The organism is Pseudomonas sp. NBRC 111119 (assembly GCF_001320125.1).
GTDB classification, from domain to species: domain Bacteria; phylum Pseudomonadota; class Gammaproteobacteria; order Pseudomonadales; family Pseudomonadaceae; genus Aquipseudomonas; species Aquipseudomonas parafulva.
In genome coordinates, this window is record NZ_BCAV01000019.1 from 1 (window position 1) to 16733 (window position 16733).

Genomic DNA, 16733 nt, shown 5'->3' on the forward strand with positions numbered 1-16733 from the left:
GCTCCACGTGAAGAACGCGCCCCTCGCGAAGAACGCGCTCCACGTGAAGAGCGCGCCCCTCGCGAAGAACGTGCTCCACGTGAAGAACGCACCCCTCGCGAAGAACGTGTGCCGCAGGAAGAGCGTCAACTGCGCCCAGCCGCCCAGGCTGACGAGCAGGCCGCAGAGAACGCCGATGAGCAACTGCCGAACGACGAACTGCAGCAGGACGAACAGGAAGGCACTGATGGCGAACGCCCACGTCGTCGCTCGCGCGGCCAGCGTCGTCGCAGCAACCGTCGTGAACGTCAGCGCAATGCCAATGGCGATCTGATCGATGGCGACGAAGAAAGCAGCGAAGGCAACGAGAACGGTGAAGAGCAGCAACCACGTCAGGCGACTGATCTGGGTGCCGACCTCGCCGCTGGCCTGGCCGTAACCGCCGCTGTTGCCACTAGCAACATCAGCGCTGCAGCCGAGGCACAAGCCAATCAGCAGGCTGAAATCGCTTCTACCCAAACGCCTGAAGCGGCTACCGGTGAAGTTATCGCCCTGCCAGCCGAGCCTGCACCGCAAGCTGATGACGTTGCGATCGCCCCTGTGGTCGAGCAGCCTGTCAGCGAGCCGGTTGCAGTGGTCGAGCCGAGCATCGAGCCGGTTGTCGAGGTTGCGCCGCAGCCCGTAGTCGAAGCACCTGCCGTTGAAGCAACCCCGGTTGCTGCAGCAGAAGTGGAAACTGCAGCGCCAGTTGCTGAAGCGCCACTGGTCGAGGCACCAGCCGCCAAAGCCCCTGTGGTTGAAGCTCCAGTAGTCGAAGCTGCCGTAGTCGAGTCGGGTGAAGCCGAGAAGCCATCGCACGTTGCCGAGGCCCCAGCGGCCGCGCCAGTCGAAGCACCGGTGGTCGAGCAGGCTGCACCGGTTGATACCAAGCCAGAGGTTGCCGAGGCAGCACCTGTAGCGGCTGAACCGGCACCCGTGATGCTGACCAACGGCCGCGCACCGAATGACCCACGTGAAGTGCGTCGCCGCAAGCGTGAAGCCGAGGCCGCTGCTGCCGCAGCTCAAGCCGAGGCGTCGACCGATGAGCACAAGCCTCATCACGGTTGATAACCACGGCTGAATGAAAAAGCCCCGCCAGTGCGAACTGGCGGGGCTTTTTTTTGCGTTGCATTCAGCGCTGCACTGGCATATCCATGTGCCACCTACTCAGTACAGATTCGGCTCCATCTCCAGCTCCACGCCAAACCTGGCGAAGATATCAGCCTGAATTTTCTGCGCCAGCGCATGCAACTGCGCCCCCGAGGCCTGGCCATAATTGACCAGTACCAACGACTGCAGCCGATGCACGCCGGCATCGCCATCGCGATAGCCCTTCCAGCCTGCCTGCTCGATCAACCATCCCGCCGCCAGCTTCAGCTGGCCATCGGCCTGGGGATAAGCCACCACACCCGGATAGCGAGCGCGAAGCTGCTCGCCGAGCACGGCGCTGACCAGCGGATTCTTGAAGAAGCTGCCAGCATTACCCAGTTCGAGCGGGTCAGGCAGTTTCTCGCGACGAATGCTGCAGATCGCATCGCTGATTGCCTGCGCGGTCGGCTCGACGACCCCCTGCTCGCGCAGGCGCTGACGCACTGGGCCGTAGTCCAGGTGCGCATGCAAGCTGCGACTCAGGGCAAAGCGCACGCGCAGGATCAACCAGCGGCCGGGATTGCGCTTGAACACGCTGTCGCGGTAACCAAACCCGCACTCCTCAAGGGAAAAATCCTTGAGCTCGCCTGTTTCACGGTCGAGTGCGGTCAAGCCGGCAAACACGTCTTTGATCTCGACGCCATACGCGCCGACGTTCTGCATCGGCGCGGCACCGACGGTGCCGGGAATCAGGCTGAGGTTTTCCAACCCGCTGCACCCCTGCGCCAGGCTCCACTGCACAAACTCATGCCAGGGTTCACCGGCTTCGGCCTCGACCACCACACGATCGCCCTCCTCACTCAGCAGCCGCCGGCCACGGCTGGCCATATGCAGCACAAGCGCGTCGATGTCACTGGTCAACAGCAGGTTGCTGCCACCGCCGATGACCAGCACCGGGAGCTCAAGACGGGCCGCTTCGAGCAATGCCGCCCGTACCTCGGCGTCGCTGTGCGCCTGGGCGAAATAGCGGGCCTTGACGTCAATACCAAAGGTGTTGAAAGGCTTGAGCGATACCTGCTGTTGCCAGGTGGCAGTCATAGCCGCCCCCTGATTTCATTCACCAACTGCTCGCACGCCAGCTCGATCAGGTCCAACACCTGCTCGAAACCGGCCGCGCCGCCGTAATACGGGTCGGGGACTTCATCCAACGCGCCGTCATAACGACGCAGGAACAGATCCAGCTCGCCCTTGGACGCCGGCGGGCGTATGGCCTTGAGGTCGGCGAGGTTGCTGGCATCCATGGCCAGCAACAGATCGTACTCGGCAAAATGGCCGGCCTTGACCTGCTGGGCACGTTGCGCCGACAGGTCATAACCGCGCGCCAGCGCTGCCTTGCAGGTGCGCGCGTCCGGCGCCTTGCCCACGTGCCAGTCACCCGTACCGGCCGATGCCACTTCTACCTGGTCGGCCAGCCCGGCGCGTTGCAACTGATGGCGCAACACCCCTTCTGCGGTGGGCGAGCGGCAAATATTGCCCAGGCACACAAACAAGACGCGCATCAGGCCTCCAACAAGCGCCGAACGCGCTCCAGGTCTTCTGGGGTATCAACGCCCACGGCGGGAGCCTCGAGCGCATCTTCAACGTGAATACGCACGCCATGCCACAGCGCTCGCAGCTGTTCCAGCGCTTCGGTCTGCTCGAGCCAGCACGGGCCCCAGCTGACGAAGTCCTGAAGAAAACCGACGCGGTAGGCATACATGCCGATATGGCGGCGATAAGGCACTGCCGGCGGCAACTGCTCGCGGTTCACGGCAAACGCATCGCGAGCCCACGGCAACGGTGCACGGCTGAAGCTCAGGGCCAGGCCATTCTTATCGCTGACTACCTTGACCGCATTGGGATTGAACACCGTCTGCGGCTCATGGATCGGCTCAGCCAGGGTGGCGATACCGGCTTCCGGGTGCGCAGCAAGGTTGGCCGCGACCTGGTCGATGATAACCGGCGGGATCAATGGCTCGTCGCCCTGCACGTTGACGACGATGGCATCACCGGCCAAACCCAGCTGGGCGGCAACTTCTGCCAGGCGATCAGTGCCCGACTCATGGTCAGCGCGGGTCAGCAATACCTCGGCACCAAATGCCTGACAGGCGGCAACGATGCTGGCGTCATCGGTGGCGATCACCACCCGGCTGGCGCTGCTTTTGCGCGCCTGTTCCCAGACGTGCTGGACCATCGGCTTGCCAGCGATCAACAGCAGCGGCTTGCCCGGCAGGCGCGTGGAGCGCAGCCGGGCGGGGATGACCACAGTGAAGTCCAGGCTCATTTGTCCAGACGCTCGTCGTCGGTCAAGGTGCGTGCTTCGCTTTCCAGCATGACCGGGATGCCATCGCGCACCGGATAGGCCAGGCCTGCGCCTTTGCTGATCAGCTCGGTCTTGTCGGCGCTGAGCTTGAGCGGGCCTTTGGTGATCGGGCAAGCCAGGATATCAAGCAGTTTGGTGTCCATGAGTGCGTCCTTGGGGCCAAGCGGCCGGAAAATTGAACAGGGTCAGGTCTGCTGCGCAGGCAGCAGACGCTCAAGCTGGGCGTCGAACCAGGTACTGAAGGCCGGCGACGGTTGCGCCTCGACTGTCAGGTACCACCAGTCGTCAGCGGCAAAGGCACGGCATTTCACCGCATCTTTTTCGGTCATCACCAGCGGCAGCGTCGGGCTGAACGTCAGCGCTTCGGCGCTGAACTGCGCATGGTCGGCAAACGGGTGCGGCACCGGCTGCCAGTTTAGCTGCAGCAGGGTGTTGAAGAAACGTTGTGGATTACCGATGCCAGCCACCGCATGCACGGCCTGGCCAGGGCTGAAATGGTCAAGCCCACGGCGTTCCTCACTGCGCAGGTTGACCAGCGCCGAGGGCTTGAGTTGAAAGGCGAAGCCGTCTTCGCGGTCGCTGCTGGCACCGTTGTAGAGCAGCGCGTCGACCTCGTCGAGGCGCTCGACCGGCTCGCGCAGTGGCCCTGCGGGCAGGCATCGGCGATTGCCCAAGCCCCGTGCGGCATCGATCAGCACCAGCTCAAGGTCACGCGCCAGGCGGTAATGCTGCATGCCGTCGTCGCAGAGGATCAGGTCGAGGGGTTCGCTGGCAAGCAGCCCGCGTACGGCCGCCGACCGGTCAGGATCGATCATCAGCGGCACACCGGTGCGTTGAACGATCAACAACGGCTCGTCGCCGGCCTGCTCGGCGCTGTGCTCCGCCGCCACCCGCCAGGGCAGCGAAGGCGGCTTGGCACCGTAACCGCGGCTGACCACACCGACGCGCAAGCCCCGCTTGCGGCAGTGTTCGATCAGCCAGAGGATCATCGGCGTCTTGCCGGTGCCGCCAACGGTAATGTTGCCGACCACAATGACCGGCACCGGCGCGCGGTAAGCGGCGCTTGCACCACTGATGAAGCGCGCACGCTTGCGCAGCACGACGCGACGGTACAACAGCTCCAGCGGCCGCAACAAGGCCAGCACCGGGTGGCCGTTGTACCAGGCCGCGAGCAAGCGCTCGGTGAAAGCCATCAGGGCGTCCCCGCTGCGGCCTCGACCGTGGTCATGCGCAGCTGGCTGAAACCAAGCTTGCCCGCCGCGTCCATGGCCGTCACCACCGACTGATGCGGGGTCTTGCCATCTGCGCTGATCGACAACGGCAGCTTGGTATCACCGCCAGATTCCTGCTGCAGCGCTTCGACCAGAGTGGCAAGGTCGCTTTTCGGCAGCAGGTGGTTGTTCACCGAGTACACCCCGTCGGCACTGATGGTGATATCCACCCGCTTGCCCTCGTCGGCCTCGGCCGGCGCGCCTGTAGAGGCCTCCGGCAGTTCGACCCGCAGCTGGTTTTCGCGGGTGAAGGTGGTGGTGACGACGAAGAACAGCAGCAGCACGAACACCACGTCGATCAACGAAGCCAGGTTGATGTCGACGTTCTCCCGCGCACGGTTGCGCCGGAACTTCACGCCTTGACTCCCGCCACTTCCACTTCGCGATCACCTTGCACAACTTCGACCAGCTTGATCGCCTCTTGCTCCATACCGACCACCAACTCGTCGATGCGGCGCAGCAGGAAGCGGTGGAAGAACACCGCCGGGATACCGACCATCAGGCCTGCAGCAGTGGTCACCAGGGCTTTGGAGATGCCACCGGCGAGCACCGAAGCGTTGGCGGTCATCTGCGACCCCATGAACGCGCTGAAGATGTCGATCATGCCCAGCACAGTACCGAGCAGACCCAGCAGCGGTGCCATCGCCGCGATGGTGCCGAGCGTGCTGATATAGCGTTCGAGCTCGTGAATAACCCGCGAGGCGGCTTCTTCAATGCACTCTTTCATGATTTCGCGGCCATGGCGCGAATTGGCCAGGCCGGCAGCGAGGATCTCGCCCAGCGGCGAGTCAGCGCGCAGGCTCTTGAGCTTGTCACTGGTGAGCTGCTTGTCCTTGATCCACATCCACACCTGACCCAGCAGGTGCGGCGGGGTTACGCGACTGGCACGCAGGGTCCACAGGCGTTCGACGACGATAGCCATGGCGACGATGGAGCTCAGAATGATCGGCAGCATCATCCAACCACCGGACTTTACCAATTCCCACACAGTAATCATCCCCTCGAAAAAGGCCGCCACTCTACCATAGGATCCCCCTCGGCTGAGTTGCCGGAGGTCGCAACAATGCGCGTACCGGGGTCATTCTTTGTCACGCCAGAACCTGCGCTGGGCACGCTGCCCGGCAACCTGGGATCGAGCGCCCAGGCGCAAGCTCAAGGCGCCCTCTATGGCGGTGTCGTGAATCGCCAGCCCATGGCGCTGGTAGCGTTCCAGCACCTGCGCATGCGGATGGCCGAAACCGTTGTGCGCACCGCGGGAAATCAAGACGCCGCGCGGCCTGGTGGCAGCAATGAACGCCTCGGTGGAGGAGCTGCGACTGCCGTGGTGCGGTGACTGCAGCCAGTCGATGCGTTTGCCTTCATGCGCCGCCAGCCAGGCGCGTTCGGCGCTGGCTTCAATGTCGCCGGCCAACAGCAGACGCTCGCCCTGCGCCTCGACCAGCAATACGCAGGAGCGGTCATTGCTCGAGCGCGCCTGCGGCCAATGCCAGAGTGAAAAGTCGACACCGTCCCACTGCCAGCGCTGCCCCGTCTCGCAGCTTTGTGCCTGGAAGGCCTGCTCCGGCTCACCGGCCACAACGCGCCCGACCGACAGGCCGCGCTGCACGGCCGCTGCGCCGCCGGCATGGTCGGCATGGGCATGGCTGATCAGCAGCACATCCAGTCGATCGACGCCCAGTTTACGCAAAGTAGGCAGCACTACACTTTCGCCCAGATCGCTCTCGCCGCGCGCTGGGCCAGCATCGTAGAGCAGGCTGTGGTTGCGCGTGCGCAAAAGGATCGCCAGGCCTTGGCCAACGTCCAGCTGAAGCACCTCGACGTGCCCCTGCGGCAACGACTTGCCAGGCACCCACAGCGCCAGCAGCATCAGCGCGCCGAGGCCACGCATGGGTACGCCACGGGGCAGCAACACGATCAACGCGCCACTGAGCACCAGCAACCAGGCCAGTAGCGGCAACTGCCGGGCAATCCATGCCGGTCGCCACTGAGCCACCACCGTCAGCACGTCGAACAACCCAGCCAGCGCTGCGCCAGCCAGCCATAGCAGCAGGTCGCCAAACCCCGCCAGCGGCAGCAACAAGGTGCCCAGCAGCGTCAACGGCAGCACCACGAAGCTGATCCAGGGCACCGCGAGCAGATTAGCCAACGGCGCGCTCAGACTGATCGGTAGGCCCAGCGCCAGCATCGCCGGCAACAAGCCGATGGCGATCACCCACTGCGCACGCATCCACGCTTGCCAAGGCCGCCAACCGCCAAGGCGCTGGGCAAAGCAGTAGATCAGCACTGCCACCGCGCCAAATGACAACCAGAATCCGGGCAGCAAACTGGCCAACGGCTCAACCAGCAGCACACCGCACAGCGCCATCAACAGCGGTACAAAGGCGCTCACTTGGCGAAAGCGCAGGCGCCAGACCAGCACCCCCGCCAGCATCAGACAGGCCCGCTGCACCGGCACGCCAAACCCGGCCAGCCAGCCATAGCCCAGCGCGGCCGTCATGGCCAGTCCGCACGCCCACGGCAGCCATGGCCAGCGCGGCGGCCAACCTCCGTAACGTGCCAGCCCCGCCACCAGGCCGTAGATCAACCCTGCGACCAACCCGATGTGTTGGCCCGAGATGACTAACAAGTGCACCGTGCCGGTCGCCTGCAGCGTTTGCCAGTCTTGCCTGGCCAGCCCCGAGCCATCGCCCAGTACCAGCGCCGCCAACGCCGCTTCGCGGCCCCAAGCATCCACTGCCAGCAGGCGCTGGCGCAAATTGTCGCGCCAGCCGCCGGCCACCGGCTCCAGCAACGCTCCCGCCTTGACCGTGCCAGTGGCGCCGATGCGCCGGGCCAACAGCGTCGCCTCGCGGTCCGGCCCATGTGGATTGAGCAGGCCGCGCGGGCGTTTCAGGGTCACGGCCAGGCGCCAGCGCTCTCCGGCACGAACCTCTGGGCCATCGAACCAGCTCAGTTGCAAGCGCCCGGGCAATTCGGCGCGGCGCGAAGCGGATTCATCCAGCTCGAAGCGCACACCGTAGGCCGATACCGCTGGCAGGCCGACCACGCGCCCCTCAAGCCATAGCGTGCGGCCATCGAGTGAATGCGCCAGACGATCATCCAGCGCTTGCTGCGCCGACCAGCACGCCCAGCAAAAGCCCAGCAGCAAGCAGCCCAGCGGCCAGACTCGCGTAGCCAGGCAGCCAAGCGCAGCCAGCAGCATCACGACTAGCCAGCCAACCGTCGGCAGAACGGGTAGAAAGCCCAGGCACAACAGCCCGAGCGCAAGCGCCAACATCCCTGTGCGCATAAGGTAGAGCTCCGCAAGCAAGACAGCCTGCAGAGGAATAGCGTATTTAAGGGGCAGTCTTGCTCAACAATTGTCACAAACTCTGAACAAGCCATTCCGGGAATCAAGGCATACTTGCCCGGTCACTGCCCCGGGAGCCCCCATGCCGCGCCGCCTGTTCAAACGGTACATGCCGGATCCGACCAGCATTCGGGAACACAAGTCCTTACGCTTTTTCGGTAAGCTGCTGCACGATCCCAACCTCTGGCACCTGAACCGCCATTCAGTTGCACGGGCCATGGGGGTGGGCCTGTTTGCCGCATTGATCCCGATGCCGATGCAGATGCTGCTGGCCGCCAGCCTGGCTATCCCGTTGCGGGGCAACCTGCCGATCGCGGTCAGCCTGGTCTGGCTGACCAACCCGCTGACCATGCCGCCGGTGTTCTTGGTTACCTACATGACCGGCGCCTGGCTGTTGCAGACGCCACCACGCAGCCTGCCCGACGACCTCACTTTCGAGTGGATCACCGACCAGCTGGCTACCGTGTGGCAGCCATTTTTGCTCGGCTCAGTGGTGTGCGGCGTGGTGCTGGGCATCGCCGCCTACTTCATCACCATGAGCTACTGGCGCTGGTGGGTCGGCCGCCAGTGGCGGCGCCGCAAGCAACGTACGTCATGCACGCATGCCGCGGCCGCTGACCAGCAGGCGAATGCACAGGGCATACAGCACAGCCGTGGCCACCAGCATGAAAGTGATCGCAGTACCGATACTGATATCCGAAACCCCTAGGATGCCGTAGCGGAACGAGTTGACCATGTGCAGCACCGGGTTCGCCAGCGACACCACCTGCCAGAATGGCGGCAGCAGGCTGATCGAGTAGAACACCCCGCCCAGGTAGGTCAGCGGGGTCAGCACGAAGGTCGGGATGATCGAAATATCATCGAAGTTGCGCGCAAACACTGCGTTGACGAAGCCCAGCAGCGAGAAGATGGTTGCAGTCAATAGCACTACCGCCACGGTCACGCCCAGGTGATGCACCTGCAGGTGGGTGAAGAACATCGACAGGATGGTCACGATCACCCCTACCGCCAACCCACGCAGCACGCCGCCGAGCATATAGCCGATGAGAATGGTGTGGGGCGACACCGGCGACACCATCAGCTCCTCGATCGAGCGTTGGAACTTGCTGCCGAAGAAGCTCGAGACCACGTTGCCATAAGAGTTGGTGATCACCGACATCATGATCAGCCCAGGCACGATGTACTCCATGTAGGTGAAGCCACCCATGTCGCCAATCTGCCGACCGATCAGGTTACCGAAGATGACGAAGTACAACACCATGGTGATGGCCGGCGGCAGCAGCGTCTGCGGCCAGATCCGCAGGAAGCGACGCACTTCGCGGTAGACGATGGTATTCAGGGCGACCCAGTTGGTGCGCAGTTCCACACTCATACGGCCACCTTCGACAGGTTTTTCTCTACCAGTGACACGAACAACTCCTCAAGCCGGTTGGTCTTGTTGCGCAGGCTCTGCACCTCGATGTTCTGCAAGGCCAGCTGGCCGAACAGGGCGGTGATGCCGATATCCTTGTCGACCTGCACTTCCAGCGTATGCGGGGTGATCAGCCGGCACGGGTAGCCGTGCAGGGTTGGCACCGTGGTCAGGTCCTGCTTCAAGTCCAGCACAAAGGTCTCGACATGCAGCGTGCCAAGCAGTTTGCGCATGCTGGTGTTTTCGACAATGGTGCCGTGGTCGATGATGCCGATGTTGCGGCACAGCTGTTCGGCCTCTTCCAGATAATGCGTGGTCAGAATGATGGTGATGCCTTTCTCGTTGAGCTCGGTGAGAAAGCTCCACATCGACCGACGCAGCTCGATATCGACGCCCGCGGTTGGCTCGTCGAGGATCAACAGGCGAGGCTCGTGAATCAGTGCACGGGCGATCATCAGCCGACGCTTCATGCCGCCAGACAATGAGCGTGATGGCACGTCGCGCTTGTCCCATAGGCCCAACTGGGTCAGGTACTGCTCGGCGCGTTCCTTGGCCAGCTTGGGCGGGATGCCGTAGTAGCCGGCCTGGGTGACGACGATGTCGAAGGTCTTTTCAAACTGGTTGAAGTTGAATTCCTGCGGCACCACGCCCAGGCAACGCTTCAGCGCGGCAGGCTCGCGGTCGAGGTCATGGCCAAAGACATTGACGCTGCCGCTGGTCTTGTTGACCAGGGTCGAGAGAATGCCGATGGTGGTGGATTTGCCGGCGCCGTTGGGGCCGAGCAAGGCGAAGAAGTCACCTTCCGCGACATCCAGATCAATACCCTTGAGGGCCTGGAAGCCGTTGCCGTAGGTTTTGGTCAGCTGTCGGATGGACAGAGCAGAACTCATAGCGGTCACGTACCATTCTAGGAGGTTCAGGACACGCCAGATAAGGTCACTGGCGCAGTGAGTGCGGCCCATGGTGCAAGCCAGGGCCACACAAGTACAGTCATCTGCATTGATGGTGACTATCGAAAGCGCACAGGTGTTCGATCAGGTCAGCGCGGTCATCACCGCCGCTTGATAGGCCGGCCGCGCCTTGAGGCGCTCATACCAGGCCTGCAGATGGGGCAAATCAGGGCGCTCGATGGGCATCTCGAACCAGGCATAGGCGAAACAGCCCAGGGGAATGTCACCCATGCCAATCTGCTCGCCGGACAAGTACGGTTGGCTGGCCAAGGTCTCATCGGCGATCGTCAGGAGGTTGCCACAGGCCTTCAGCGCGGCGTTGATGGCCACCCAGTCGCGTTGCTCCTCGGGCGTGCGCAGGATGCCCCAGAACAGCGGCCGGAACGGCGTGGCCAAGGAAGACGTAGTCCAGTCCATCCATTTGTCCGCCAGGGCGCGCTGGCGTGGATCATCCAGATACCAGCCCTGCCCGCGGCCGTACTGCGCGCAGAGGTAGCGCACGATGGTGTTGGATTCCCACAGGGTCAGGTCGTCGTCTTCGACCATCGGCACCAGGCCATTGGGGTTGCGCGCACGGTAGTGCGGCTCGTTGACCAGACCAAAAGCGCCGCCGGCATCGATCGCTTCGAAATTCAGGCCGAGTTCTTGGGCAGCCCACAATACCTTGCGCACGTTGCTCGAGTTCTTGCGACCCCAGATCTTCAGCATGACGACGTCCTCATGAATGCAGAACCTGGAGTCTACTCCAGCGGACACCCAGGAAACATGCCCTGACAACACCCGGCGAACTCTTGGCGCCACGACCGGTCACTGAACAGACGAGGCCGTCTATGCTGCTGGGATCGGCTCAAGCCCAACTTCCAAGGAGGAAGGATTATGTTGCTGTTGTGGTTGCTGGTCCTGGTGATCGGCACGGCGTACCTCACCCACCGGCGCCTGCCACCGTTGCAGATTATCGCCATCGCTGCCGCTTATACCCTGCTGATGGGCATTTTCAGCAAGGCACCCGGCTGGCTGCTGGCGCTCATCTGGCTGGTGCTCGCGGCCAAGGCCGCCCTCCTGGTGCTCCACGATTGGCGCCGCAAGATCTTTACCGGGCCGGTGTTCAAGTGGTTCCAGCGCACTCTGCCGCCGATGTCGCAGACCGAGCGCGAGGCGATCGAGGCCGGCACCGTCTGGTGGGATGGCCAGCTGTTCAGCGGCCGCCCTGACTGGCACACCCTGCTCGACTACCCCGCACCGAAACTCACGGAAGAAGAGCAAGCGTTCATCGACGGCCCTACCGACGAGCTGTGTGCGATAGTCAGTGATTGGCAGATCGGCCAGGACCTGGACCTGCCCCCCGAAGCCTGGGCATACATCAAACAGCACGGTTTCTTCGCCCTGATCATCCCCAAGGAATATGGCGGCAAGGGCTTCAGCGCCTACGCCCATTCCCAGGTGGCGATGAAACTGGCGACCCGCAGCGGTGACCTCGCCTCGACCGTGATGGTGCCCAACTCGCTCGGCCCGGCAGAACTGCTGCTGCACTACGGCACCGATGAGCAACGTGACCACTACTTGCCACGCCTGGCTCGCGGCGATGACATCCCCTGCTTCGCCCTCACCGGCCCGCTGGCCGGCTCCGATGCCGGCGCCATGCCTGACACCGGCATCATCTGCAAAGGCCAATGGCAAGGCGAGGAAGTGCTGGGCCTGCGGCTGAACTGGGAGAAGCGCTACATCACCCTCGGCCCAGTCGCCACCCTGCTCGGCCTGGCCTTCAAGGCCTACGACCCGGAACATTTGCTCGGTGAACAGGAAGAACTGGGCATCAGCCTGGCCCTGATCCCCACCGACACCCCAGGGGTCGATATCGGTAAACGCCACCTGCCGCTGGGCGCCGCCTTCATGAACGGCCCCAACAGCGGCAAGGATGTGTTCATCCCATTGAGCTGCCTGATCGGTGGCCAGGAGATGCTCGGCAAAGGCTGGATGATGTTGATGAACTGCCTGTCGGTAGGCCGCTCGATTTCGCTGCCTGCCGTCGGCACCGGCGCAGCCAAGTACACCAGCCTGGTCACCGGCCAGTACGCCCGCGTGCGCGAGCAGTTCAACGTACCGCTGGCGGCATTCGAAGGCATTCAGGAATCGCTGGCGCGGATTGGCGGCAACGCCTGGATGATGGACAGCGCCCGCCTGCTGACGGCCAAGGCTGTCGACCTCGGCGAGAAACCCTCGGTACTGTCGGCGATCCTCAAGTACCACCTGACCGAACGCGGCCGCGAGTGCATCCAGCACGCCATGGACGTGCACGGCGGCAAGGGCATCATCATGGGCCCGAACAACTACCTGGGCCGCAACTGGCAAGGCGCGCCGATCTTCATCACCGTCGAAGGCGCCAACATCCTTTCGCGCAACCTGATGATCTTTGGCCAGGGTGCGATCCGCTGTCATCCGTTCGTGCTCAAGGAAATGGCCTTGGCCGGCCGCGAAGACCGCGACCAGGCGCTCAAGGAGTTCGATGCGCTGCTCCTAAAACACATCGGCTTCGCCGTCGGCAACGCCGCCAGCACGCTGGTACTCGGCCTGGGTCTGGGCCGCTTCGAGCGCGTCCCCGGCGATGCCCTCAGCCAAGGCTACTTCCGCGCCCTCAACCGCCAGGCCGCGGCTTTTGCTCTGCTTGCCGACCTGTCGATGATGCTGCTGGGCGGCGCCCTGAAACGCAGCGAACGGCTCAGCGCACGTTTGGGCGATGTGCTCAGCTACCTCTACCTCGCCTCCGCCGCACTCAAGCGCTACCACGATCAAGGCTCGCCTGAGTACCTGCAGCCGCTGCTGCGCTGGGCCATGGAAGAAAGCCTGGGCAAGGCCGAGCACGCGCTGGACAGCCTGCTCGACAACTTCCCCAACCGCTTTGTCGGCTGTGCGCTGCGCGTGCTGGTATTCCCCTTCGGGCGTCGTCATACCGGGCCGAGCGATGAACTGGATGCCGAAGTGGCGGCGCTGATCGGCTGCAGCAAGGGCGACCCGGCGCTGGAGGAGTTGCTCGACGGCTGCTTCCGGCCGCAAGCCGAGGGTGACCCGGTGGCAGCATTACAACGGGCCTGCGACCTGCTGGACGAAGCTGCGCCACTGCACAAAGTGCTGCATCAGGCGATCAAGGAGGGCAAGGTACAGCCAGCACCTGGGCAGTCGGCCATCGATGCGGCAGTTCAGAGTGGTGCACTGCAGGTCGAAGAGGGACAACGTCTACATGCAGCTGAAAATGCACGCAGGGCCGTCATCGATGTGGATGCATTCGACAAGGCGCAATTACTGCCCGAACAAGGCATGGTGCGCTGAGGGCAGGGGGCCGTTTTGCGGCCCCCTGCCCACCGGCGTATACTCCGCCCCCGTTTCAACCACCTCAAGGACCCTCCACATGGCCAACCCCCACCTGGAATACCACCTGCAACTGCTGAACCACCTGCGCACCATCCTGGTGGCGCTGGGTGAGGCCGAGCAGGTACCGGAGGAAAGCCACGCCCTGTTCCTCGAACGCTTTGACGAACTGCTGACCCTGCTGCCGCAAGACCCGCTGCAAAGCCAGTACCTGGGCCAGGACCTCATCTGCCAGGTAATCCAGCGCTACCCACAGATCGCCCATCTGGTGCCACGCGACCTGCTATGGTTCTTCGCCGGCGACTGCCTGCATTTCATGCCTGATGAAGAACTGGAACTGTATCAACGCCTTGAAGAGCGCCGGTACGAAGCCGAACAGAGCGATGAGCCGTTCGACTGGCACCAGGAGAAACAACTGCTCAACGGGCAACCGGGGCGCCAACACTAGACTGGGCTCGCCTGGGGTATAGTCCAATGTGGCAACACGCTTCACGCTTGCTGTAGCCGCAGTACATCGCGTAGAGACAGCAATGGCATCGGAATGATCGTCACCGCAAATCGCCATTCCCAGTCTACGCGAATATCTTGTGCCATCAGGATTGTCACAGGGCTAGGTGCTGCCGGCAGGGGTGTAAATATGCCTTGCGCCGATACTTCACCGTTGCCAGCAAGAATAAACCACTTGACATCCTCCGGCTTTAACACCACTTCCTCCTGATCGATGTTGTAATAGCAACAACTCAACCGCAGGGCGGCGCCCTCAGCGTGGAACCTGACGAAGTTCGTCGGCCCAACGAATGTCGTGACGAAAAGTGCTGAGGCCTGGGCTCCACCTCCAGCAGCCGTCACCACATCAGCGCGCGCGGGCAGCAACGGATAGCTTGATATCAAGGCAGCGGGGATCAGCGTTTCCCCCGGTTCGCTGAACATAACGCCAGGCGGCTTTGTCGCGGGCTCATAAAAGTGATCGCTACCCTCTTTGACAATACGTCCACCTGCATCACCCGCCACACTCCAGGCAGCACCGGGTAAGGGAGCACCGACAAACGCCAATTGCTGCTTTCGCTCACCGGCCGGGAAAATCCGTGCCTGCGGAGCAATTTTGTGAACTTCACCCGCACTCGCAACCGTTGAGGGATTCCACGGCGTTTTAGGGCCTCTCCTGTAGAAGCTGACCCACTCGGGTCCCGTGCCTCCAATCGGCACGCAGGAGCCCGGTGGTGTAACCAGATGGCTGACCCACGCATTGTCTGCGGGCGGCCTACCTGCTGCGGCTTCTGGAAAATAGGTTGGTGAAAACACCCCAAGCAAGACTGTCTGGGCTTCAGGCGTAGGGGCTTGTAGCGTCTGACCTGCCAGGCTTTGGTACGCTTGAGGTCGTTGAGCAAAATAGAAAAGCCGATCTCGCAGGTTGTCCATCGATATATAGATGTAAAGATCCTGAAGTTGCGAATCGACAGCCCGCGGCATCATCGCAATTTCGATTTTTTTTTGGCGATCATAATAGTCCTCATACTCCGCAGGCACCGTTGTAGGCGTTCTTGAGTCCTTTGGGTAGTAATAGGCGTAATAGGCTTCTCCTGCCCATTCGAAACTCAGCACACTTTGATCATGCGCCCGGTACCTGAGGTAGCTGCTATCGAGACGCAAACTCACCCTCAGCCTTCCAGCGGGGAGCGGAACCTGTGTCAACCGGAGAATCTGTTCGTCACCCATATTACCTAGCTTCTTCGTATCGGTGACAACGTCATACGCTGGGTACAGAGACACTTCGGTATAAACAATACCCGTCCCAATGATTTCAATGCGCGAAAACTTTCTCATCGTAGTTTCGATGACCCCACCCGGCATAGGCGTGGCGGTAACCATCGACTCGATCAGAAAGCCATCATGGTTGGCATCTCTCCACAACATATTGGCAGTGGACAGCTCGGCCAACATGAACAATAGTGGGTCCTCAGACGCTGGATCAGCGCCTTCCCTCATAGCATTTGTCATATTACTAGCCCGTCAATGCGTAAGCCTTGATTGAACACCCTTGAACAAGGCCTGAAAACTGGCATTTTTGTCAGTTGTTCTGAATGTTGAAATTAACCATTCTGAAACAGAACTCAGTAACGACATGCTTGCCAACGCACTGGGCGACGCATAAGCGGACCCTAGAATGATGAATTTACCTGGATATCATCGGAATTTACCTACGCAAATCGATTGCTTATTGGCCTAACCTCCGTGTCTCCCTGCCGGCCAGTTGTTCGGCAGAAACCCAAAGGACCAGAACGTCCTGCCCACAACTGACCCACAAGTAGAGTTCAACATGAAAAAGACGCTTATCACGCTTACCCTCGGGCTTGGCCTGGCCAGCAACGCAGCATTCGCCAACACCGGTTCGATCAACTTCTACGGCCAGGTCCATGCCGGTACCTGCCCGATTGTAATCATCGACCCATCAACCAGCCTGCCTGTGGCCCGCATCAACATGGGTAACGTCAACGTTTCGCAGTTCAACGCCATTGGCGATGAGGCCGCCTCGCGCGCCTTCGGCATGCGTGTCACCCCAGGAAGCGGCTGTGTCATCTCAGCTGGTAGCAACGCCAAGGTCACCTTCACCGCTGCTTACGGCGGCGCTGGTACAGGTGGTGCGTTGTATGCGCTGGAGCCAGGTGGGGCCAACAACCTGGCCTTGATCATCAAGGACAACGCCGGCACACCGGTGGTCAACGGTACCCCTTCCAAGGAGTACCCGCTGGATGACACGAACCCCACCACCATGATCTTCTCTGCGGCATACAAATCCACTGGCGCCGCCGTCACTGCCGGTACCGCCAATACCGATGTGCAATTTCTTGTCGACATCCCATGAGAAAATGCCCCGGGTGCGCTGAAGCCGCCTGGGGTTAGTTCATCCCGTTAAGCAGGT

The 16733-nt window shown here is 62.2% G+C and carries 16 protein-coding genes and 1 pseudogene; 5 read left to right on the top strand and 12 right to left on the bottom strand.

What is annotated here, in order from left to right:
- A pseudogene (locus APH25_RS25640) lies at window positions 1-1086 on the top strand (ribonuclease E); the annotation flags it as partial.
- A 99-nt stretch (window positions 1087-1185) separates the two neighbouring features.
- Here APH25_RS25640 and murB read toward each other — a convergent pair.
- The 8 genes from murB to APH25_RS07515 form a co-directional block, all read right to left on the bottom strand.
- Window positions 1186-2205: a UDP-N-acetylmuramate dehydrogenase gene (gene murB, locus APH25_RS07480; protein ID WP_060481527.1), complete on the bottom strand. Its 1020-nt coding sequence runs from the start codon at window positions 2203-2205 to the stop codon at window positions 1186-1188.
- On the bottom strand, window positions 2202-2666 hold the full coding sequence (locus APH25_RS07485) for a low molecular weight protein-tyrosine-phosphatase (protein WP_060481528.1): 465 nt from the start codon (window positions 2664-2666) through the stop codon (window positions 2202-2204). Before APH25_RS07485 ends, murB begins: the two co-directional genes overlap by 4 nt.
- A complete protein-coding gene (kdsB, locus tag APH25_RS07490) occupies window positions 2666-3430 on the bottom strand; it encodes a 3-deoxy-manno-octulosonate cytidylyltransferase (RefSeq protein WP_060481529.1) in 765 nt (254 codons plus the stop codon). The genes APH25_RS07485 and kdsB overlap by 1 nt, the downstream gene beginning before the upstream one ends.
- Window positions 3427-3612 carry a Trm112 family protein gene (locus APH25_RS07495; RefSeq protein WP_028633616.1) on the bottom strand — a complete coding sequence of 62 codons (186 nt, stop codon included), beginning with the start codon at window positions 3610-3612 and terminating at the stop codon, window positions 3427-3429. Before APH25_RS07495 ends, kdsB begins: the two co-directional genes overlap by 4 nt.
- Before the next feature lie 42 nt (window positions 3613-3654).
- Entirely contained in the window at window positions 3655-4662 is a 1008-nt protein-coding gene (lpxK, locus tag APH25_RS07500) for a tetraacyldisaccharide 4'-kinase (protein ID WP_060481530.1), read from the bottom strand.
- Window positions 4662-5096: a biopolymer transporter ExbD gene (locus APH25_RS07505; RefSeq protein WP_060481531.1), complete on the bottom strand. Its 435-nt coding sequence runs from the start codon at window positions 5094-5096 to the stop codon at window positions 4662-4664. The genes lpxK and APH25_RS07505 overlap by 1 nt, the downstream gene beginning before the upstream one ends.
- Window positions 5093-5728: a MotA/TolQ/ExbB proton channel family protein gene (locus APH25_RS07510; RefSeq protein WP_060481604.1), complete on the bottom strand. Its 636-nt coding sequence runs from the start codon at window positions 5726-5728 to the stop codon at window positions 5093-5095. The genes APH25_RS07505 and APH25_RS07510 overlap by 4 nt, the downstream gene beginning before the upstream one ends.
- A 90-nt stretch (window positions 5729-5818) precedes the next feature.
- The gene (locus tag APH25_RS07515) at window positions 5819-8029 is read right to left on the bottom strand and encodes a DNA internalization-related competence protein ComEC/Rec2 (protein ID WP_060481532.1); all 2211 of its coding nucleotides are present in this window, start codon (window positions 8027-8029) and stop codon (window positions 5819-5821) included.
- Between the two features lie 142 nt (window positions 8030-8171).
- Here APH25_RS07515 and APH25_RS07520 point away from each other — a divergent pair, with 142 nt between their 5' ends.
- Window positions 8172-8798: a DUF2062 domain-containing protein gene (locus tag APH25_RS07520; protein WP_156333143.1), complete on the top strand. Its 627-nt coding sequence runs from the start codon at window positions 8172-8174 to the stop codon at window positions 8796-8798.
- Here the strand turns inward: APH25_RS07520 and APH25_RS07525 are convergent.
- From APH25_RS07525 to APH25_RS07535, 3 genes are all read right to left on the bottom strand, one after another.
- The gene (locus tag APH25_RS07525) at window positions 8682-9461 is read right to left on the bottom strand and encodes an ABC transporter permease (RefSeq protein WP_060481533.1); all 780 of its coding nucleotides are present in this window, start codon (window positions 9459-9461) and stop codon (window positions 8682-8684) included. The genes APH25_RS07520 and APH25_RS07525 overlap by 117 nt on opposite strands.
- Window positions 9458-10390, bottom strand: a complete 933-nt coding sequence (locus tag APH25_RS07530) for an ABC transporter ATP-binding protein (protein WP_060481534.1) — start codon at window positions 10388-10390, stop codon at window positions 9458-9460. The genes APH25_RS07525 and APH25_RS07530 overlap by 4 nt, the downstream gene beginning before the upstream one ends.
- Before the next feature lie 144 nt (window positions 10391-10534).
- Window positions 10535-11158 (bottom strand): glutathione S-transferase, encoded by a 624-nt coding sequence (locus APH25_RS07535; protein WP_060481535.1) that lies wholly within the window; start codon window positions 11156-11158, stop codon window positions 10535-10537.
- Window positions 11159-11326: 168 nt separating this feature from the next.
- On the opposite strand from APH25_RS07535, the gene APH25_RS07540 reads away from it, so the two are divergent.
- Window positions 11327-13774, top strand: coding sequence for an acyl-CoA dehydrogenase (locus APH25_RS07540; RefSeq protein WP_060481536.1), 2448 nt, complete (start codon window positions 11327-11329; stop codon window positions 13772-13774).
- 79 nt (window positions 13775-13853) lie between these two features.
- Window positions 13854-14261, top strand: a complete 408-nt coding sequence (locus tag APH25_RS07545; protein ID WP_060481537.1) for a PA2817 family protein — start codon at window positions 13854-13856, stop codon at window positions 14259-14261.
- A 41-nt stretch (window positions 14262-14302) separates the two neighbouring features.
- Here APH25_RS07545 and APH25_RS07550 read toward each other — a convergent pair whose 3' ends face one another.
- Window positions 14303-15754, bottom strand: a complete 1452-nt coding sequence (locus tag APH25_RS07550; RefSeq protein ID WP_156333144.1) for a hypothetical protein — start codon at window positions 15752-15754, stop codon at window positions 14303-14305.
- Window positions 15755-16130: 376 nt separating this feature from the next.
- Between APH25_RS07550 and APH25_RS07555 the strand changes: the two genes are divergently transcribed.
- Window positions 16131-16676: a fimbrial protein gene (locus APH25_RS07555; protein ID WP_060481539.1), complete on the top strand. Its 546-nt coding sequence runs from the start codon at window positions 16131-16133 to the stop codon at window positions 16674-16676.
- Window positions 16677-16733 lie beyond the last annotated feature (57 nt).

What these genes read in the sequence shown, in the direction of transcription:
- murB (WP_060481527.1), bottom strand. Translation starts at nt 2,205, where the DNA reads ATGACTGCCACCTGGCAACAGCAGGTATCGCTCAAGCCTTTCAACACC.
- APH25_RS07485 (WP_060481528.1), bottom strand. Translation starts at nt 2,666, where the DNA reads ATGCGCGTCTTGTTTGTGTGCCTGGGCAATATTTGCCGCTCGCCCACC.
- kdsB (WP_060481529.1), bottom strand. Translation starts at nt 3,430, where the DNA reads ATGAGCCTGGACTTCACTGTGGTCATCCCCGCCCGGCTGCGCTCCACG.
- APH25_RS07495 (WP_028633616.1), bottom strand. Translation starts at nt 3,612, where the DNA reads ATGGACACCAAACTGCTTGATATCCTGGCTTGCCCGATCACCAAAGGC.
- lpxK (WP_060481530.1), bottom strand. Translation starts at nt 4,662, where the DNA reads ATGGCTTTCACCGAGCGCTTGCTCGCGGCCTGGTACAACGGCCACCCG.
- APH25_RS07515 (WP_060481532.1), bottom strand. Translation starts at nt 8,029, where the DNA reads ATGCGCACAGGGATGTTGGCGCTTGCGCTCGGGCTGTTGTGCCTGGGC.
- APH25_RS07520 (WP_156333143.1), top strand. Translation starts at nt 8,172, where the DNA reads ATGCCGCGCCGCCTGTTCAAACGGTACATGCCGGATCCGACCAGCATT.
- APH25_RS07525 (WP_060481533.1), bottom strand. Translation starts at nt 9,461, where the DNA reads ATGAGTGTGGAACTGCGCACCAACTGGGTCGCCCTGAATACCATCGTC.
- APH25_RS07530 (WP_060481534.1), bottom strand. Translation starts at nt 10,390, where the DNA reads ATGAGTTCTGCTCTGTCCATCCGACAGCTGACCAAAACCTACGGCAAC.
- APH25_RS07535 (WP_060481535.1), bottom strand. Translation starts at nt 11,158, where the DNA reads ATGCTGAAGATCTGGGGTCGCAAGAACTCGAGCAACGTGCGCAAGGTA.
- APH25_RS07540 (WP_060481536.1), top strand. Translation starts at nt 11,327, where the DNA reads ATGTTGCTGTTGTGGTTGCTGGTCCTGGTGATCGGCACGGCGTACCTC.
- APH25_RS07545 (WP_060481537.1), top strand. Translation starts at nt 13,854, where the DNA reads ATGGCCAACCCCCACCTGGAATACCACCTGCAACTGCTGAACCACCTG.
- APH25_RS07550 (WP_156333144.1), bottom strand. Translation starts at nt 15,754, where the DNA reads ATGTTGGCCGAGCTGTCCACTGCCAATATGTTGTGGAGAGATGCCAAC.
- APH25_RS07555 (WP_060481539.1), top strand. Translation starts at nt 16,131, where the DNA reads ATGAAAAAGACGCTTATCACGCTTACCCTCGGGCTTGGCCTGGCCAGC.